This is a genomic window from Actinopolyspora alba, from assembly GCF_900112765.1.
Classification (GTDB): domain Bacteria; phylum Actinomycetota; class Actinomycetes; order Mycobacteriales; family Pseudonocardiaceae; genus Actinopolyspora; species Actinopolyspora alba.
Genome location: NZ_FOMZ01000004.1, coordinates 199,033 through 213,926 on the forward strand (window position 1 = coordinate 199,033; position 14,894 = coordinate 213,926).

A 14,894-nucleotide genomic window follows, 5' to 3' on the forward strand; every position below is an offset into this window, starting at 1 on the left:
CCTCGCCGCACGGCTCTCGCTGCGGGGCCGGCGACATCGGGTAGCGACCTACACAACGTCTCCGGCGTCCTCGCGAGAACCGCACGCGAGAACCCGCTGCGGCGCCGATCGCGAGAGTGGTAGGGGTTGAGCACCGGGGACACGTGCGCTGCGACCCGCATGGTCACTTCCCGACGGCGGTGCCGAGGGCGGCGATTTCGCGAGAAATCGACGGCCACCCCAGGCCGGACCGCCGTACGCACCGGGCCTTCGCCCACCGGCGCGGCGATTTCGCGAGAAATCGACGCGGGCCGGTGCGGGCACTGTTCACCCTTCCGAGGCGACCGGCAGGGATCGGCCGTCGGTTATCCGCAGCAGCTCGTCATGGGTGGTGGGAAACACCGTTCGGGGCGTGCCACCCGCGGCCCAGATCCGTTCGTAGTCCGCCAGCGCGCTGTCGACAACCGTCGGCAGCGCTTCGGGATGTCCCAGCGGGGCCACCCCGCCGATCGCCTGACCGGTGGCCCGACGAACCCGCTCCGGCTTGGCGCGGATGAGCGGTTGCCAACCCAGTCGCAGGGCCAGCGCTTCCGTGTCCACCCGGTGACGCCCACTGGTCAGCACCAGGACCGGCTCCTCGCCGGAGAGGAAGACCAGGCTGCCCGCGATAGCGCCCGTCTCGCAGCCGAGCGCGGCCGCGGCATCGGCGGCGGTCCTGGTCGATCCCGGCATTTCCCGGATCTCGCCCGGCACACCGACTGCCCGGAGCCGACGGGCAACCTCTTTGCTGCGTTCGGGGAGCATGCTCTCCGAGGACGCGGTCGTCTCCGACTGCACGCGGCGAACCTCCGTACGGTTTTTCGGCGCATTGGGCCGACCTCTCGCGACAGTTCGCACCCTAGCGCACCATACTTCGATCGTGACCGAATCACCCGGGCGTGGTGCCCTTTTCCCGGAGTCGTTGGAGATGCTGCGCGGGTTGCGCGCCAGCCGCTGGTTCACCGATGCCGAGGTGACCGCGACGGATCTGCGCCGGATACTCGAGGTGGCCCGTTGGACGGGTTCCGCGCGTAATCGTCAACCGTGGCGGGTGCACACCGTTCGCGACGCGGACACCCGTGCCGAACTGGGACGCTGCGGCGACTACGCCCTGCACCTCGCACAGGCACCTGTGGTGATCCTGCTGGCGTTGGATCGCGGCGGGGCGGACGCCGAGTTCGACGGAGGCAGGTTCGCACAGACACTCATCGCGGCGGCGGGCGCGTTCGGACTCGGCTGCTGCCCGGCGACGTTCTTCCCCGCGGTCAACGCCGAGCGGGCCACCGCGATCGCCGGGTTCGAGGAGCCGTGGTCGGTGCGTACCGGGATCGCGTTGGGATGGCCCGCGCCCGCGCCTACCGGCAGGTCCGCGATTCCGCGGGGCAGGTTGCCGTTGGACACCCTCTGGTCGGGGGAATGAGCCTGGTCAGGGGAGTGAGCGCCGCTCAAGCGGCCCGACGCGGCAGGCGTCGCATCACGTAACAGCCACCGGTCCACCAGCGCGAACCGGGCCGCGGACGCTGTCGGTAGTACCTGTCAGTAGTAGGAGTACTCCGGCAGGGGTTGCCCGGAAACCTTGCGCAGCACGTCCGCGACATTCTGCATCCACCACACGGCGAACCGGGCGGGCGTGAGCGGATCGCTCCAGTCCGCGGTCTTGTCGAAGTGCTCGTCGATGGGGGCGCAACCGGGGCCGAGCACGCCGTGCTCCACGCCGTAGGCGATGCGCATGTTCACCAGTACCCAGAACCACGCCTCGACCTGCTCGGCGTTGTGCAGCACCAGCTGCTCGCCCGTGGCGGGCAGGGTGCGCAACACGACGTCGGCGTCCTCGCGGAGCCGATTGATCAGATCGGCCTCCAGCCAACCGCGCAACGCGTCGTCGTCCACGGGATCGCACCAACTGTCGCGCAGCGCGCGGAGCATGGTCGAGTCCAGTGGTGTGACCGGCAGCGGCAACGAGAGCCGCTCACACAGCCAGTCGTATTCGCGGTATTCGTCCAACCTTCCCTGGACGAGTTCCCGATATCGTGGCAGTGAAGCGCGTAGCCACTTGAACATGGTCGAATCGAACTCAGCGACCAGCGTGTTATCCACAATGGAGCACTTCACGGCCATATCCGAGTCTCCCATCGCCCCGGCCCCGAATCCACAGTCGATTCTCGCAGCCGACTCGACGGGAGTCACAACCGCATCCACGATGCGATAGCGAGCGGTGTTTTCCGCCCGTTGCCCGGTCTCCCCCGGCGCTTCCGCACCGAAGGAGACCAGGTCGGCAACCCGGTGGAGAACACCGATCAGTAACGGTACGCCTTGGTCTTGCCGGTCTTGGAGTTCCAGACGATGTAGCCGTGCTGGAAATCGCTACGCCGCCCGTTTTTGACGCCGTACTCGTTGGACTTGGGAAAACCCAGCCACGATTTCTCGGCGCCGAGCTTCAGCCAATGGGCGCGGATCGCACCCTGCACCGAGTGAGTACCGGTCTTCTCGCTCCAGTAGACGGAGGCCCCGTGACGGTCCGCGCCGCGGAAATGCGTGTAAACCCCCTTGCCACCGGGAGTGTCCGTGGTGGTGGAGGTCGGGTAGTTCAGAAAACCGCGTTCGTAGCCGTGCTTGGCCCAGAATTGCCTCGGCGGCCCCCAGATTCCCTGTGCGCCGGTCTTCGGGGTCCAGTAGATCGAGGCGATCCCGATCGCCTTGGTTCCCGTGAAGTGGTTGTAGCGCCCCTTGCCGTCCGGAGTCTTCAGCTCGTCGGTGGTGGGGACACCGTAGGTTTCGTGCGTGCCCACCTCGGTGTAGCGGTCCGCGATGGCACCGTGCACTTCGTGCGTGCCGGTGTCGTCGGTGTGGTACATCCAGCCGTTCTGGAACTGCTGGTAGGAGATCCCGTCCTTGTGGTACTCGGTGTCCACGGGGTGACCGAGCAGCTTACGCAGCTTCGGATCGTTCCAGTACCGGTGTTCGATGGGGGTGAATTCGGCGGACGATGCCTCCTGGGGCCGTTCCTCCGCCTGGGGCTGCTGTTCGGCCTGGGTCTGTTGTTCCGCGCGGGGAGTGTCCACGTCACCGCTCGCGGTGCCGGACAGCCCCAGCGACAGCGTGGCCGCGAGCATGGTGGCCGCACCGGCCACCGCTCTACGCAAGATCGAACCGTTTCCGGAAAACACGGGATGCTCCTGTTCAGCTCGGCGAACTCCGAACGATGCCCAGCTTGGGAGCGGGTGGGCCGGAGCTGTGGCACGGACACGCCCGATCACGCGGCCAATCCCGGTATTTCACCTGTTCGAGATAACGAGGGGCCTTCCGGAGTGGATCCGGAAGGCCCCTCGGGGATGTCACACCGTCAAAGGTGGTTTATCCGTGTGAGACCGTGATCAGTCCAACGGCCGAGCGACGATCTCGCCGGTGTTCGGGTTGTAGACGATCTCACCGCCCTGGAACCGCACCCTGCGGTTGCCATCGGAAGTGGGCTCCTCGTCGCTGACGGGAAAGCCGAGGAAGGAACGCTCCCAGTCCAGCTGCTGCCACTTGTCGCGGATGCCGCCGTAGATCGCGTGCGCCTCGGAGGCACCCTTGACGTAGTAGATCGAGCTGTCGCCCGCGCCGCTGAAGTGGTTGTAGACGGCCTCCCCGTTCGGCGTGGTGCGCTGGTCGGTGGTCGGGTACCCCAGGAAGCTGCCCGGTCCACCGTACTCGGGGCTCAGGTACTTCTCGGCGATCTTGCCGCGTACCGTGTGCGCCTTGGTGGGCTGGGTCCAGGTGATCACAGCCGGGTGGTTTTCCTCGATGGTGCCGGTGAAGATGTTGAACCTGCCGCCCTCGTCACCGAAACCGGGAAGCTCGTCGCTGAGCGGATAACCCATCGGGCCGCCGATCCCGCCGGTCGCGAGCCACTTGTCGTGGATGGCCCCGTAGACCGCGAACGCCTCCTGGCCGCCCTCGAACCAGTAGACGCCCGCGCCGCCGCCGTCGCCACCGGCGAACTCGTTGTAGCGTCCCTGGTCGTCCGAGGTGTTCTGCTCGTCCGAAGTGGGGTAGCCGAGCACGCCGGTAGCACCGCCGAGGGCTTGCCACTTGGCGTAGATACCGCCGTAGACCGCGAACGCCTCGTCGGAGCCGGGAGCCAGGTAGACGGCGCCGCCACCGGAGCCGTCGAACTCGTTGTAGCTGCCCTGCCCGTCCGCGACGGTCGACTCATCGGTGGTGGGGTATCCCAGCGAGCCCTTTTCGGCCCCCAGCGCCCGCCATTTCCGCAGGATCGGGCCCCGAACCACGTGAGCACCGGTTTCGGCGGTCCAGTAGATCGCCGCGTTGTTGGCGAAGTCGTTGTACTGGCCCCGACCGTCCTCGGTGGCCGTCCGGTCGGTCACGGCGTAGCCCAGCGGCCCGTTGCCGCCACCCGTCGAGCGCCACTTCCGCAGTACCGGCCCGCCGAGCACGTGAGCCGTGCCGCCCTCAGGCGCGTAGATCGCGCTCGTGCCGTCGGAGCCGACGAACTCGCCGTAGGGGGTTCCGGCCTCGTCGGTCTTCCTGCCGGTGGCGGGCACGCCCAGTGCCTCGTGTCCGCCCGCCTGCACGAAGGCTTCGAGCACGGCACCCGAGACGGAGTGCACGCCCTGGTCGGCCGACCAGTAGATCCGGGCGTTGGCGTACTCCTGGTAGCGAATCGAGTCGCTGACGACCTGCTCTTCACCGACCGGCTCGCCCAGCCGCTCCCGCTCGGCGGCACCGAGGTTCTGGTAGTACTCGTCGATCTCGCCGGCTCCCGGGGACTCGTCGGCCTGGTCGCCGCTGTTCCCGGAATCCTCACCTGAGCTGTCGTTCGATCCGTCACCGGAGGCGTCCGAACCGGAATCACCGGTGGAGCCCTCGTTCGCTCCGGAAGTCCCGTCGGAAGCGGTGTCCCCGGAATCCGAAGCGTCCGTAGTTTCACCGGACCCGTTGGCCGAGTCGCTCTGGCCGGAGCCTTCCGCGGGCTCGGTTGTCGGCTGGGCCGACTGAGTGGTCCGCTCGTTCGGTTCGGGCTGTTCGGCGGTCGCGGCCGCGGCCGGAGCGGCCGTGACCAGAGCAGCGGCAGTGCCCAGTGCGACGGCACGTCCCACAAGATTCTTGACCGTCACTATTTCCCCTTTCAGGTCTCGTTCCATGATCGAACGAAAGGAGAGTGACTGTCGCGTGCTGTTATCGATTCGCAGCCGAATTTACCCGTGCAACTGTTTTTGTTCGGGGTGTAACACGAGGCTTTCATCGCGCGATGCGCACCGAACACCGAACTATCCGATGACCGTTTTCTCGTCGGCACGGGAGTGAGTTCCGCTTCGAATCGGTGAGCGGTCGTTCGGGAACCGAGTTCGAAGATGAAAACGCCCGGTGCGCGTTCGACGGGAACACGCGCCGGGCGAAGTCGGTATGCCGCGTGACGGTTGTGCCGTCCGGACGGAGCAGCCGGAAATCGGGACGTATCGACAGACAGGGTCAGAACGGGAGCCTGCGGAACACCGCGCGCGGCAGATGACGCAGCACGCTCATCACGTAGCGGAACTGCGCCGGTGCCCACACCAGCTCCTTGCCCTTGCGCACCGAGTTCACGATGATTTCCGCGACCTGCTCGGGAGTCTGCGCCAGCGGCGCCTCCTTGAGTCCCTCGGTCATCTTCGACTTGACGTGACCGGGGCGCACCACCGTCACCTTGATTCCGGAGGGGCGCAGCGCCTCGGTCAGGCCGGTGTAGAACCCGTCCATGCCCGCCTTGGACGAGCCGTAGGCGAAGTTGGAGCGACGCACCCGTTCCCCCGCGACGGAGGAGAGCGCGACGATGTGGCCGTGCCCCTGCTTGCGCAGGTGCTCGGCGAGCAGTACTCCCACCGTCACCGGGGCCACGTAGTTGATCTCGGCCATCTCCTGCGCCGCCGCCACGTCGGTCCAGAGTTTCTCCTGGTCACCCAGCATGCCGAATGCGACGATGCTGATGTCGATGTCTCCCTCGCCGAAGACCTTGTCCAGGGTTTCCGCGTGGGTCTCGGGCTTGCGGGCGTCGAACGGGACCGTGGTCACCGTGCTGCCCGTCCCGCGCAGCCGCTCCGCCGCCGCTTCCAGCCGGTCGGAGGGGCGCGCGGCCAGCACTATCCGAAGTGGACGCTGTCGCGCGTAGCGCTCGGCGGTGGCCAGCGCGATGTCCGAGGTGCCGCCGAGCAGCAGCAGGGACTGGGGGTTGCCAACCGCATCGATCACAGGTTCAGCCTCCTGGCGAGGTCGGAACGGAAGATTCCTTCGGGGTCGACCGCGGCACGCGTCTTGCGCCACTCGTCGATACGCGGGTACATGCGCTCGATCATCTCGGGAGTGGTGCGGGACTCCTTGGCGAGATAAAGCCTGCCACCGGCCTCCAACACCATTTCGTCCAGATCCCGGCACAGCCGATCGAGTCCCGGTGTGACCGGGATGTCCACGGTTAGCGTCCAGCCCTTGTCCGGGAAGGACATCGGTGCCGCGTTTCCCGGACCGAACGTCTTGAGGACGTTCAGGAACGAGACGTGCCCCGAAGCGCTGATCTTGTCGATCGAGCGGCGGAACATCTGTTCCCGGCCGAACGGGACCATGAACTGATACTGCAGAAAACCGTTGGAACCGTACACGCGGTTCCACTCGCCGACCAGGTCGAGCGGGTGGAAGAACTGCGTGATGTTCTGTACCGAGCCGTACTTCGTAGGTGCTTTGCGGTACCAGACCTCGTTGAAGGCGGTGATGGTGTACTTGTTCACCAACCCGTTCGGAAAGACCGGCGGTGCCGTCATCAATTGGGGGGCGTCGAATCCGAGCGGATTCTTCCGCAGTTTTTTCGGGAGTTCGTCGAGGGTGGCCGGATTGCCACGGGTGAGCAGTGCGCGTCCCATCCGGTCGCCTCGCGCCAGCGAGTCGAACCAGGCGACCGAATACACGTAATCGTCGTCGGAACCGTCCGTGAAGTGTTCGAGCAGCTCGTCCAGATTCCGGGTTCGGATGTTGTCGACCACGAAGTAGGCCGTTTCCACCCGTTTGAGGCGAATGGTGGCTCGGAGGACGATCCCGGTCATCCCCATGCCGCCGACCGTGGCCCAGAACAGCTCGGCCGAATCGGACTCGGGGGTGAGGGTGCGCACCTCGCCGTCCGCCGTCAGCAGGTCCAACGAGATCACGTGGCTGCCGAACGACCCCTGCGAGTGGTGATTCTTGCCGTGGATGTCCGCCCCGATGGCTCCGCCGACTGTCACCTGTCGGGTGCCGGGGAGTACCGGTAGCCACAGTCCGTGTGGGAGCAGTCCGCGCATCAATGTGTCCAGGGACACGCCCGCGTCCACGTCGACGAGCGCGTTGTCGACGTCGATCGTGTGGATCCGGTCGAGCGCGGTCATGTCGATGACGGTCCCACCGGCGTTCTGCGCCGGGTCGCCGTAACTGCGGCCGAGACCCCTGGCGATCACCCCGCGTGGGCCGGCCTCGCGCACGGCACGGGCGATCGTCTCGACATCCGGTGTGCTGATCACCTCGGCCATGGTGGGGGCGGTACGTCCCCAGCCCGTCAGCATCCGTCGCTCGTTGTTAACCGATCCCACTGTGACGAGTCTAGCTGCGTACCGTGGCACGGCAGCGCCGGGTGAAACCCGGCCCTGCCCCGCTTGACCGGTCGAGTGGCTACACTTGCCGTTGAGTCAGGGGCGGCGGGTGACGCGTGGGCGGATTGATTGCCGCTCGGCCCGGTTCCCGCTTAAGTGTCGTCGTGACAGCCGAGGTGAACGAGTGGCCGTGGCCGAAAGCACCGCCGAACCTGATGCCAAGAAGCTGGGGATAGTCGAGCAGCTCATCCGTTTCGGGCTCATCGGAGTCGTCTGTGCGCTGCTGGACTACGGCTCGTACATGACGCTGCTCGCGCTGGACCTGCCGAACTGGGCGGCCCGAACCCTGGCGTTCGTGCTGGGGACCAGCGCCTCCTACGTGGCGAACCGAAGACTCACCTTCGCCGGTGCCAACACCGGCAACACCAAGGCGAAGGCCGGGGGCTTCGTACTGGTCTACGTGGTGACCTTCCTGGTCAACATCGGCACCAACCAGATGTTGTTCCTGCTGCTGCCCGAGTTCGGCTTCCACTACGGGGCGCAGCTCAAGTGGACCGTGTGCTGGTTGGCGGGTCAGGGACTGGGGACCGCGATCAATTTCGTGCTGTTGCGCTGGGTCGTCTTCCGCGAGTGACCCGCACCCCGACCCGCGGGCCCGGCGTAAATTTCCCACGAAATCGCCGCGCCGCAGGGCGAGGGCCCCGGCGCGAAAGGTGGCTCGGTCCTGGTGGGCGTCGATTTCTCGCGAAATCGCCGCGCCGATGTGGCGGTGCCCCGAGGCGCCGTCGATTTCTCGCGAAAACGCCGCGCCGCTACGACGCAGAGCCGAGCTCCCACCGCTCCCGCGGGCCGCACTCCGACCACCCCGGCAGCCGTCACGGCTCTGACCGTCACTGGCTTCCGCGCCGGTTGGCGGAACCGTCGACGTGCCCGATCTCGTCGCCGTCGAACTCCTCCTCCGCGGAGGTGTCGTTGCGGTCGTCCGAACTGGGGACGTCACCGGGCAGCTGCACCGGTCTGCTCATCGGCCCCGGGCTCCAGGTGCCCCAGTGGGTCTCCTCCTCGATGTTCATGGCCGTCTGGGCGGGTAACGCCGCCGGGCGGTACTGGTCCACCGCGTAGAGCGTTCCCCAGTCCCGGTGGATGTTGCCGCGCAGGTAGGTCGGCATCTCGCGCATGCTGCTGGTGACGTTGAGCCAGCCGAACGGTCCCGCCGCGTCGGGGGAGGACCAGGCCTGGCCGACCGAACGCAGGTTGCCACCGGCGCTGATCCGGAAGCGCGGTACTTCCGCGATCCCGTGGCTGATGTCCGGCAGGTTCAGACACGGGTGCTGGAAGGCGGCCGTCCATTCCACGAACGCGGGTGCGTCGCCGATGAAGTCGGTCATGTTCGTCAGCCGGGGCGCTCTGGGGGCGCTGAAGGCGAGCCAGCCGTCCTCGCCGAGGGACTGGTCGACCGCCACCACGCGGGCCTGCTCCGCTCCCTCGGCCCTGCCGTTCACGCTGATCCGAGCGTCCCGCCACTCGGTTTTGGGAGCTGTCACCACGCGACGGCGGTCCATCACCTCGAAGCCGTCCTCGGTCCGCTTGCCGAACTCCACGTAGACCTTGTTCGCACCGTTCACCTTGCCCGCCAGCGTGATCACCACCGGCACGTTGCCCTTGCGGGCACGTTCCGGCAGGTCGTACCACTGGGTGCGCAGTTCGCCGGTCACGATGCCCCGGAAGTCGTAACTGCCCCAGACCGGCGCTTCGTCGCTGCCCAGGTCGTAGGGCGGGGTCCAGTCCTTGCCCTGGGCTTCGCCGTTGTCGGGAGGCAGACCGCCGCGTCGGAAACCGCGCATCTTGGCCCCCAGGTACTCCTTCGGCGACTCCTCGGACTCCAGCCGGGCGGGGACCTCGGCTTCCGGTACCGGATCGTCGGGTTGTCTCTCGGAGACCCGCAGCATTCCCTTGACGGGCTCCTTCTCCACGTACACGTAGTCCGACAGCCCGCAGCTGCTGCCCATCAGCTGTTTGACCGAGTCCTTGCCGAGGCTGTAGCTGTTCCACTGGCTCTGGATCGCCTTGCCGAAGGTGACCAGTTCCCCGATGACGAGCAGTGCGCAGACCACCGAGAGCGGAGCGGTGCCCAGCCGCAGCGCGCGGCTGCGCCCCTCCACGCCAGTGCGGCCGTTGCGGTCGAGCTTCGGTGGGTCGACCACGTGCGGGCGGTGCTCGTCGATCCGCAAGTGCTCGATGACCGCGACGATCAGCGCGATCCCCGCGATGACCAGCAGCACGGTGCTGGCGCTGTAGCCGAGGACGGAGGGCTGCTTGCTGTGCCAGGGGATTCCCCAGCCCGAGACGTACCACCAGGCGTTGGGTCCGGTGGCAGCCAGCGCGCAGATCGCCATCAGTCCCGCGAAGAACGCGGCGCGGTTGCGTCGTGAACGCAGCACCGTGCCGCTGGTCGCCAGCGCGGTCAGTGCCGCGAGGGCGCCGCCGACCGAGGCGAAGATGCCGAAGTGGTGCGTCCACTTGGTGGGCGTGAGCACCAGCACGAAGAACGTCAGCGCCGTCATCCCCAGCAGCCTGCGACTCGGGCCGAGTGCCGCGCCCCGGATACGGCCGCGTCGCAGCAGCACCACGGCGCACATGACCAGGCACAGGATCACCAGCAGCACCGGGAACCGCCGGGTCATCGATCCGTCGGGGATCTGGCTGAACAGCAGCGAGTAGCGGCTCACCTCCTGGTACCAGCTCAGGCTCGGGCCGAGTTCGCCGCGCAGCTGGGTCGACTCGATCACCGACTGCCAGGTCTGGTCCCAGTAGACGATGTTGAGTATCGCGAAGCCGCACGCCGATATCGGGGCGAGTATCGGCAGCCAGCCGAACTCCCGGATCCGTTGGCTGACGATCCGGAACAACGGTTTGAACGCGACCACGAAGGGCAGCACGGCCATCAGACCGTGCGGATTGGCCCCCAGCGCCAGCGCTGCCCCGAACAGGCCGACAGCCGCGGGCAGCAGGCGCTTCGTGGCCACCGCTCGTTCCACACCGGCCAGCGCGAGCAGCGAGAACAGCACGACCACCGGCTCGGGACGGAGGCCGTTGTTGTAGGGCATCCAGAACGCCAGGAAAACGGCGGCGGCGGCCCAGCCCGCCGCGTGACTGCGGCGAACCTGCTGCCCGAGCCTCGGAAGCAGTTCCCGACTGATCAGCAGCCAGCTCGCGATGCCCATCAGCAGGGCGGGCAGCCGCATCCAAGGAGTGGAGGCCGAGATCCGAACCCACTGCGAGTAGAGCTCGTAGAACCAGCCGAACGGGGATTCCGGAGCGCCGAACCAGCGGTAGTAGTTGCTGATGTAGCCCGCGCTGTCCCGGGAGCGTGCTATCGAGAGGATGTAGCCGTCATCGGAGGTCATGGCACCGATCAGCCACCAGACGATCAGTGCCGCGAGCACCGACGCGTCCCGCCACGTGGGTTTCCACCACCCGGTCGGGACCAGTTTGGGAGCGCGTCGTCCGGCGTGGCGGTCGAGCCTGCGGATCACGATCACGCAGCCGATGAAGCAGAGCACCGCCAACCCGATGACGACGAACTTGAACACCGTCGCGCTGGTGGACCACCGGGTGTCGACCTGTGCCCGGAACGAGACCTCCTCGACCGGGTCCCGCCGTTCGTCGAGATCGGAGTAGATGCCGGTCAGCTGCGGGCGCCGGTCCTCGCCCGTAACGTTCGCCAGTGGTTTGTCGCCCACACTGGCGACCGTCCGCGAGCCGTCGGAGCGCACCGAGATCGTGCAGTTCCCGTCCGGGATGGTGGCGTTGCCGAGTCGGCTCCCGCGGGAGAGCAGCGTCAGCTTGCCGTCCTCGACGCGTAACACCATGCCGGTGAGATCGCCGTACTCGGAGGAGGGCGGATTCGTGCTCAGCACGTTGGCCGAGTCCGAGGTTCTGGAGTCCAGGCTGCGGGCGGTCGCGCACGGCGCGGTGAACTCCAGGTCCACCGGCGAGTAGCTGACCAGCGGGGCGGACACCGGGTCGGTCCCCTCGGCCGTGGGCCAGCTGAGGTTGGTGATCTCGTGCTTGACGGGCAGGAACGGCACCGACAGCGAGAGGATCGTCCCCACTATTCCGAGTACCGCCGCGATCACCCGAAGACGTCTGCGGGAATCGGTGTTGTTCGCGGCATCGCGGCCTCCGGTGTCACCGGAGTCGTTTCCCCGATTGGGCCGCTCGTCCTCTTTCCGCCCGACGCTAAGCACGAGTTGGAGAATAGTAGGTGTTCAGGCGGCGCTGTTTCGCGGTATCACCGGCATGTGCCGCCTGACACGTCGCACCGATTCTCCCCGAGTTGGTTTTCGCCGTTTTGTCCAACGTCCGGCGACGCGGCGTCGAACCGGCGGCACGCCGATTTCCGGTCCGGCCGCGTGGCGGTCGGACCGGTCCGGCGTGCCGGGTGAGCCTGCCGTGGACTGCCCCGGTTTACCTGCGGAAGAAACGTTCGCGCCTGCCCAGTCGCAGCAGCCGGAGCCATTCCAGGAAATCCTTCGGACTCCGGCGCTGCCACACGAAGTAGAGCCCGAAACGGGCCACTTCGAGCATCCCTATCCCGCGCATGCCCGGCTGGGCGAGCAGGTAACCGCGGTTTCGGTAGGTGTAGTAGCGCTTGGTGGAATCCTCCGGATCCTGCGCGTGAAACTTCCCACCCAGCATCGGTTTGAATTCTCCCGAGCCGTTGGGGTGCAGGAATCGAGTACGCAGCGTGGTCCCGAACGGCAGTCCGGATCGCACGATCCGGCGGTGTATTTCCACCTCGTCGCCGCGGAAGAACAACCGGTAATCGGGAACTCCGACCACGTCCAGCGTTCCGGCCCGGAACAGTGCGCCGTTGAACAGCGAGGCGATGCCCGGCAGGAAGTCGTGCTCGGAACCGGTGCCGCGCAGTTCCTCCGGGCGGCGCTTCCACGTCAGGCCACGCCGCAGCGGGAAGGCGAGGGTGTCCGGGCTGTCGATGTCGACCACCACCGGCGAGACGGCGGCGAGACCGCGCGTTTCCGCCTCTTCCAGCAGGGTGCGCAGCGCGTGCTCGTCGGCGGGGCGGCCGTCGTCGTCACCGAGCCAGATCCACTCCGCGCCCAGCGAGAGCGCGTGCATCATGCCCAGCGCGAATCCGCCCGCACCACCGAGGTTCCGCCGGGAGGGCAGATAGGTCGTGGGGATCGGGCACTCGGCGACCACCTCGGCGGCGGGTTGGTCGGGGCCGTTGTCGACCACCACGAGGTGGTCCGGCGGCCGTGTCTGGCTGCCGATCACCTTCAGCGACTCGGCGAGCAGCTCCGGTCGGTGCCGGGTGACGATCACCGTCACGACCGAGTCCGCCGGCAGCGGTGCGGATTGTTCGGATGCCGTCATCAGCCCTCGCCGCTCCCGATGGTCGCGGTCGAACCGGCGTGGTCCTCCTGCATCCGGGCCTTCGCCCGCGGGCTCAGGTTCTCGAAGGGGTCCTTGCCCTTGTAGTGCGTGAGCACCTCGCGCAGCGGACCGTGCTCCTTGATCTGACCCTTCTCCATCCAGATCGCGGTGCTGCACAGCTCGGCGAGGAACTCGTCGGAGTGCGAGGCGAACACCAGCATCCCGGAACGCTTGACCAGCTCGTTGAGCCTGCCCTTGGCCTTCTCCAGGAAGTCGGCGTCGACCGCGCCGATGCCCTCGTCGAGCACGAGGATCTCGGGGTCGATGGAGGTGACCACGCCCAGCGCGAGCCGGACCCGCATACCGGTGGAGTAGGTGCGCAGCGGCATCGACAGGTAGTTCCCGAGCTCGGTGAACTCGGCGATGTCGTCGATCCGCTGCTCCATCTGCTTGCGGCTCATGCCCAGGAACAGGCCCCGGATGATGATGTTCTCGTGTCCGGAGATCTCCGGGTCCATCCCCACGCCGAGGTCGAAGACCGGGGCTACCTTGCCCTCCACGCGGGAGCTGCCCCGCGTCGGCTCGTAGATGCCGGACAGCAGCCGCAGCAGGGTGGACTTGCCCGCGCCGTTGTGGCCGACCAGGGCGACCCGGTCGCCGTGCCGCAGCGAGAGGTCGATGTCGCGCAGCGCCTCGATGATCGGGACCTTGGTGTCGGTGCCGATCTTGCCACCGGTCTTGCCGAGCATGGCCTTCTTCATCGAGCGCGACTTCGCGTCGAAGATCGGGAAGTCAACCGCTGCGTTCCACACGTCGATACTGACCACGGTTCGTCGACCTCCTTCTAGACCCAGTAGGAAACGCGGGCCCGGTAGTTGCGCATCATCAGCAGTGCCAGGCCCCAGCCGCCCACTGTGATGGCCAGCACGATCAGCCAGTGGTACAGATCCTGGTTGCTGCCCAGCAGCGGCGAACGAACGATGTCGACGTAATGGTAGACGGGATTTATCTGGGCCAGCCAGGCGCGCGGTCCCGCGTTCTCCTCCAGCGCCGACATGGGCCAGACGATCGGCGACATGAAGAACAGCAGCTGCATGAAGCTGCTGACCACCGGCGGGATGTCGCGGAACCGGGTGCTGACGATCCCGAACAGCAACACGACCCAGCCCGCGTTGACCAGCAGCAGCAGCAGCGCGGGGAACACGCTGAAGACGGTCCACGACAGCTCGGGCCGGAAAATCGCCAGAATCGCGAAATATATGACCAGGTTGTGCAAGAAGAGCAGGAACTCGCGCCACACCGTCCGGAAGACGTAGATGCTGATCGGCGCGGGTAGCTGCTTGATCATCCCCTCGTTCTGGATGAACACGTCCGTACCCGAGGTCAGGCATCCGGAGATGAAGTACCAGATGATGAAGCCCACGGTCATGTACGGCACGTACTCGCCGGCTTCCATGCCGAAGATGGTCGAGTACAGCAGCCCCAGTCCGGTGGCCGTGACGCCCATGCTGATGGTGATCCACAGCGGGCCCAGGACGGAGCGGCGGTAACGCTGCTTGACGTCCTGCCACCCCAGATGGGCCCAGAGCTGTCGCTGCTGCGCCGCCCTGCTGATGTCGTCGAACACCCTGCGCCAGCTGCGGGAGCGTGCCGTGATGGGCGCTGCCGCGGGCGCTTCGGTTTGGTCTGTCGTGCTGGTCGCCTGCACGCTGTGCAGCGTACCGACCGGGGCACGCGCTGTTGCGGTGGGAGTCACCCCGGGGAGCATTGTCCGCTTGGTCAGGTTGTTCCGTTTCGAGATCGCTCGAACGGGGGATCTAAGCACCGCTCGATCGATGCAGCGCACGCCCCCGTCAGGCGGGTGGCACGGTCCGCTGGGCGGGG

The 14,894-nt window shown here is 67.0% G+C and carries 12 protein-coding genes; 2 read left to right on the top strand and 10 right to left on the bottom strand.

Annotation, left to right across the window (positions count from 1 at the left end):
* Nucleotides 1–306 precede the first annotated feature (306 nt).
* Entirely contained in the window at nt 307–783 is a 477-nt protein-coding gene (locus BM150_RS07270) for a YbaK/EbsC family protein (RefSeq protein ID WP_092925676.1), read from the bottom strand.
* Nucleotides 784–898: 115 nt separating this feature from the next.
* On the opposite strand from BM150_RS07270, the gene BM150_RS07275 reads away from it, so the two are divergent.
* Nucleotides 899–1,438 (top strand): nitroreductase family protein, encoded by a 540-nt coding sequence (locus BM150_RS07275; RefSeq protein ID WP_245755329.1) that lies wholly within the window; start codon nt 899–901, stop codon nt 1,436–1,438.
* Between the two features lie 116 nt (nt 1,439–1,554).
* Here BM150_RS07275 and BM150_RS07280 read toward each other — a convergent pair whose 3' ends face one another.
* From BM150_RS07280 to dprE1, 5 genes are all read right to left on the bottom strand, one after another.
* Nucleotides 1,555–2,151: a DUF2017 family protein gene (locus BM150_RS07280; protein WP_483860516.1), complete on the bottom strand. Its 597-nt coding sequence runs from the start codon at nt 2,149–2,151 to the stop codon at nt 1,555–1,557.
* A gap of 164 nt (nt 2,152–2,315) precedes the next feature.
* Nucleotides 2,316–3,161 (bottom strand): LGFP repeat-containing protein, encoded by an 846-nt coding sequence (locus tag BM150_RS07285; protein WP_245755331.1) that lies wholly within the window; start codon nt 3,159–3,161, stop codon nt 2,316–2,318.
* Nucleotides 3,162–3,392: 231 nt separating this feature from the next.
* Entirely contained in the window at nt 3,393–5,165 is a 1,773-nt protein-coding gene (locus BM150_RS07290) for an LGFP repeat-containing protein (protein WP_092925377.1), read from the bottom strand.
* A 328-nt stretch (nt 5,166–5,493) separates the two neighbouring features.
* On the bottom strand, nt 5,494–6,249 hold the full coding sequence (gene dprE2 / locus BM150_RS07295; RefSeq protein WP_092925379.1) for a decaprenylphospho-beta-D-erythro-pentofuranosid-2-ulose 2-reductase: 756 nt from the start codon (nt 6,247–6,249) through the stop codon (nt 5,494–5,496).
* Nucleotides 6,246–7,583 (bottom strand): decaprenylphosphoryl-beta-D-ribose oxidase, encoded by a 1,338-nt coding sequence (gene dprE1 / locus BM150_RS07300; RefSeq protein ID WP_175496734.1) that lies wholly within the window; start codon nt 7,581–7,583, stop codon nt 6,246–6,248. The genes dprE2 and dprE1 overlap by 4 nt, the downstream gene beginning before the upstream one ends.
* A gap of 211 nt (nt 7,584–7,794) precedes the next feature.
* On the opposite strand from dprE1, the gene BM150_RS07305 reads away from it, so the two are divergent.
* A complete protein-coding gene (locus BM150_RS07305) occupies nt 7,795–8,244 on the top strand; it encodes a GtrA family protein (RefSeq protein WP_092925383.1) in 450 nt (149 codons plus the stop codon).
* A 256-nt stretch (nt 8,245–8,500) separates the two neighbouring features.
* On the opposite strand, the gene BM150_RS07310 is transcribed toward BM150_RS07305, so the two are convergent.
* The 4 genes from BM150_RS07310 to wzm form a co-directional block, all read right to left on the bottom strand.
* Nucleotides 8,501–11,860 (bottom strand): arabinosyltransferase domain-containing protein, encoded by a 3,360-nt coding sequence (locus BM150_RS07310; protein WP_245755332.1) that lies wholly within the window; start codon nt 11,858–11,860, stop codon nt 8,501–8,503.
* Nucleotides 11,861–12,080: 220 nt separating this feature from the next.
* Nucleotides 12,081–13,010, bottom strand: coding sequence for a galactofuranosyltransferase GlfT1 (gene glfT1 / locus BM150_RS07315; protein ID WP_092925385.1), 930 nt, complete (start codon nt 13,008–13,010; stop codon nt 12,081–12,083).
* Nucleotides 13,010–13,771 carry a galactan export ABC transporter ATP-binding subunit Wzt/RfbE gene (gene wzt / locus BM150_RS07320; RefSeq protein ID WP_483860517.1) on the bottom strand — a complete coding sequence of 254 codons (762 nt, stop codon included), beginning with the start codon at nt 13,769–13,771 and terminating at the stop codon, nt 13,010–13,012. Before wzt ends, glfT1 begins: the two co-directional genes overlap by 1 nt.
* Nucleotides 13,772–13,854: 83 nt before the next feature.
* Nucleotides 13,855–14,718, bottom strand: coding sequence for a galactan export ABC transporter permease subunit Wzm/RfbD (wzm, locus tag BM150_RS07325; RefSeq protein WP_217641466.1), 864 nt, complete (start codon nt 14,716–14,718; stop codon nt 13,855–13,857).
* Nucleotides 14,719–14,894: the final 176 nt, after the last annotated feature.

Bases quoted from the DNA above. Each gene is read 5' to 3' on its own strand.
- BM150_RS07270 (WP_092925676.1), bottom strand. From the start codon at position 783: ATGCTCCCCGAACGCAGCAAAGAGGTTGCCCGTCGGCTCCGGGCAGTC.
- BM150_RS07280 (WP_483860516.1), bottom strand. From the start codon at position 2,151: ATGGGAGACTCGGATATGGCCGTGAAGTGCTCCATTGTGGATAACACG.
- BM150_RS07290 (WP_092925377.1), bottom strand. From the start codon at position 5,165: ATGGAACGAGACCTGAAAGGGGAAATAGTGACGGTCAAGAATCTTGTG.
- dprE1 (WP_175496734.1), bottom strand. From the start codon at position 7,583: ATGCTGACGGGCTGGGGACGTACCGCCCCCACCATGGCCGAGGTGATC.
- glfT1 (WP_092925385.1), bottom strand. From the start codon at position 13,010: ATGACGGCATCCGAACAATCCGCACCGCTGCCGGCGGACTCGGTCGTG.
- wzt (WP_483860517.1), bottom strand. From the start codon at position 13,771: ATGAAGAAGGCCATGCTCGGCAAGACCGGTGGCAAGATCGGCACCGAC.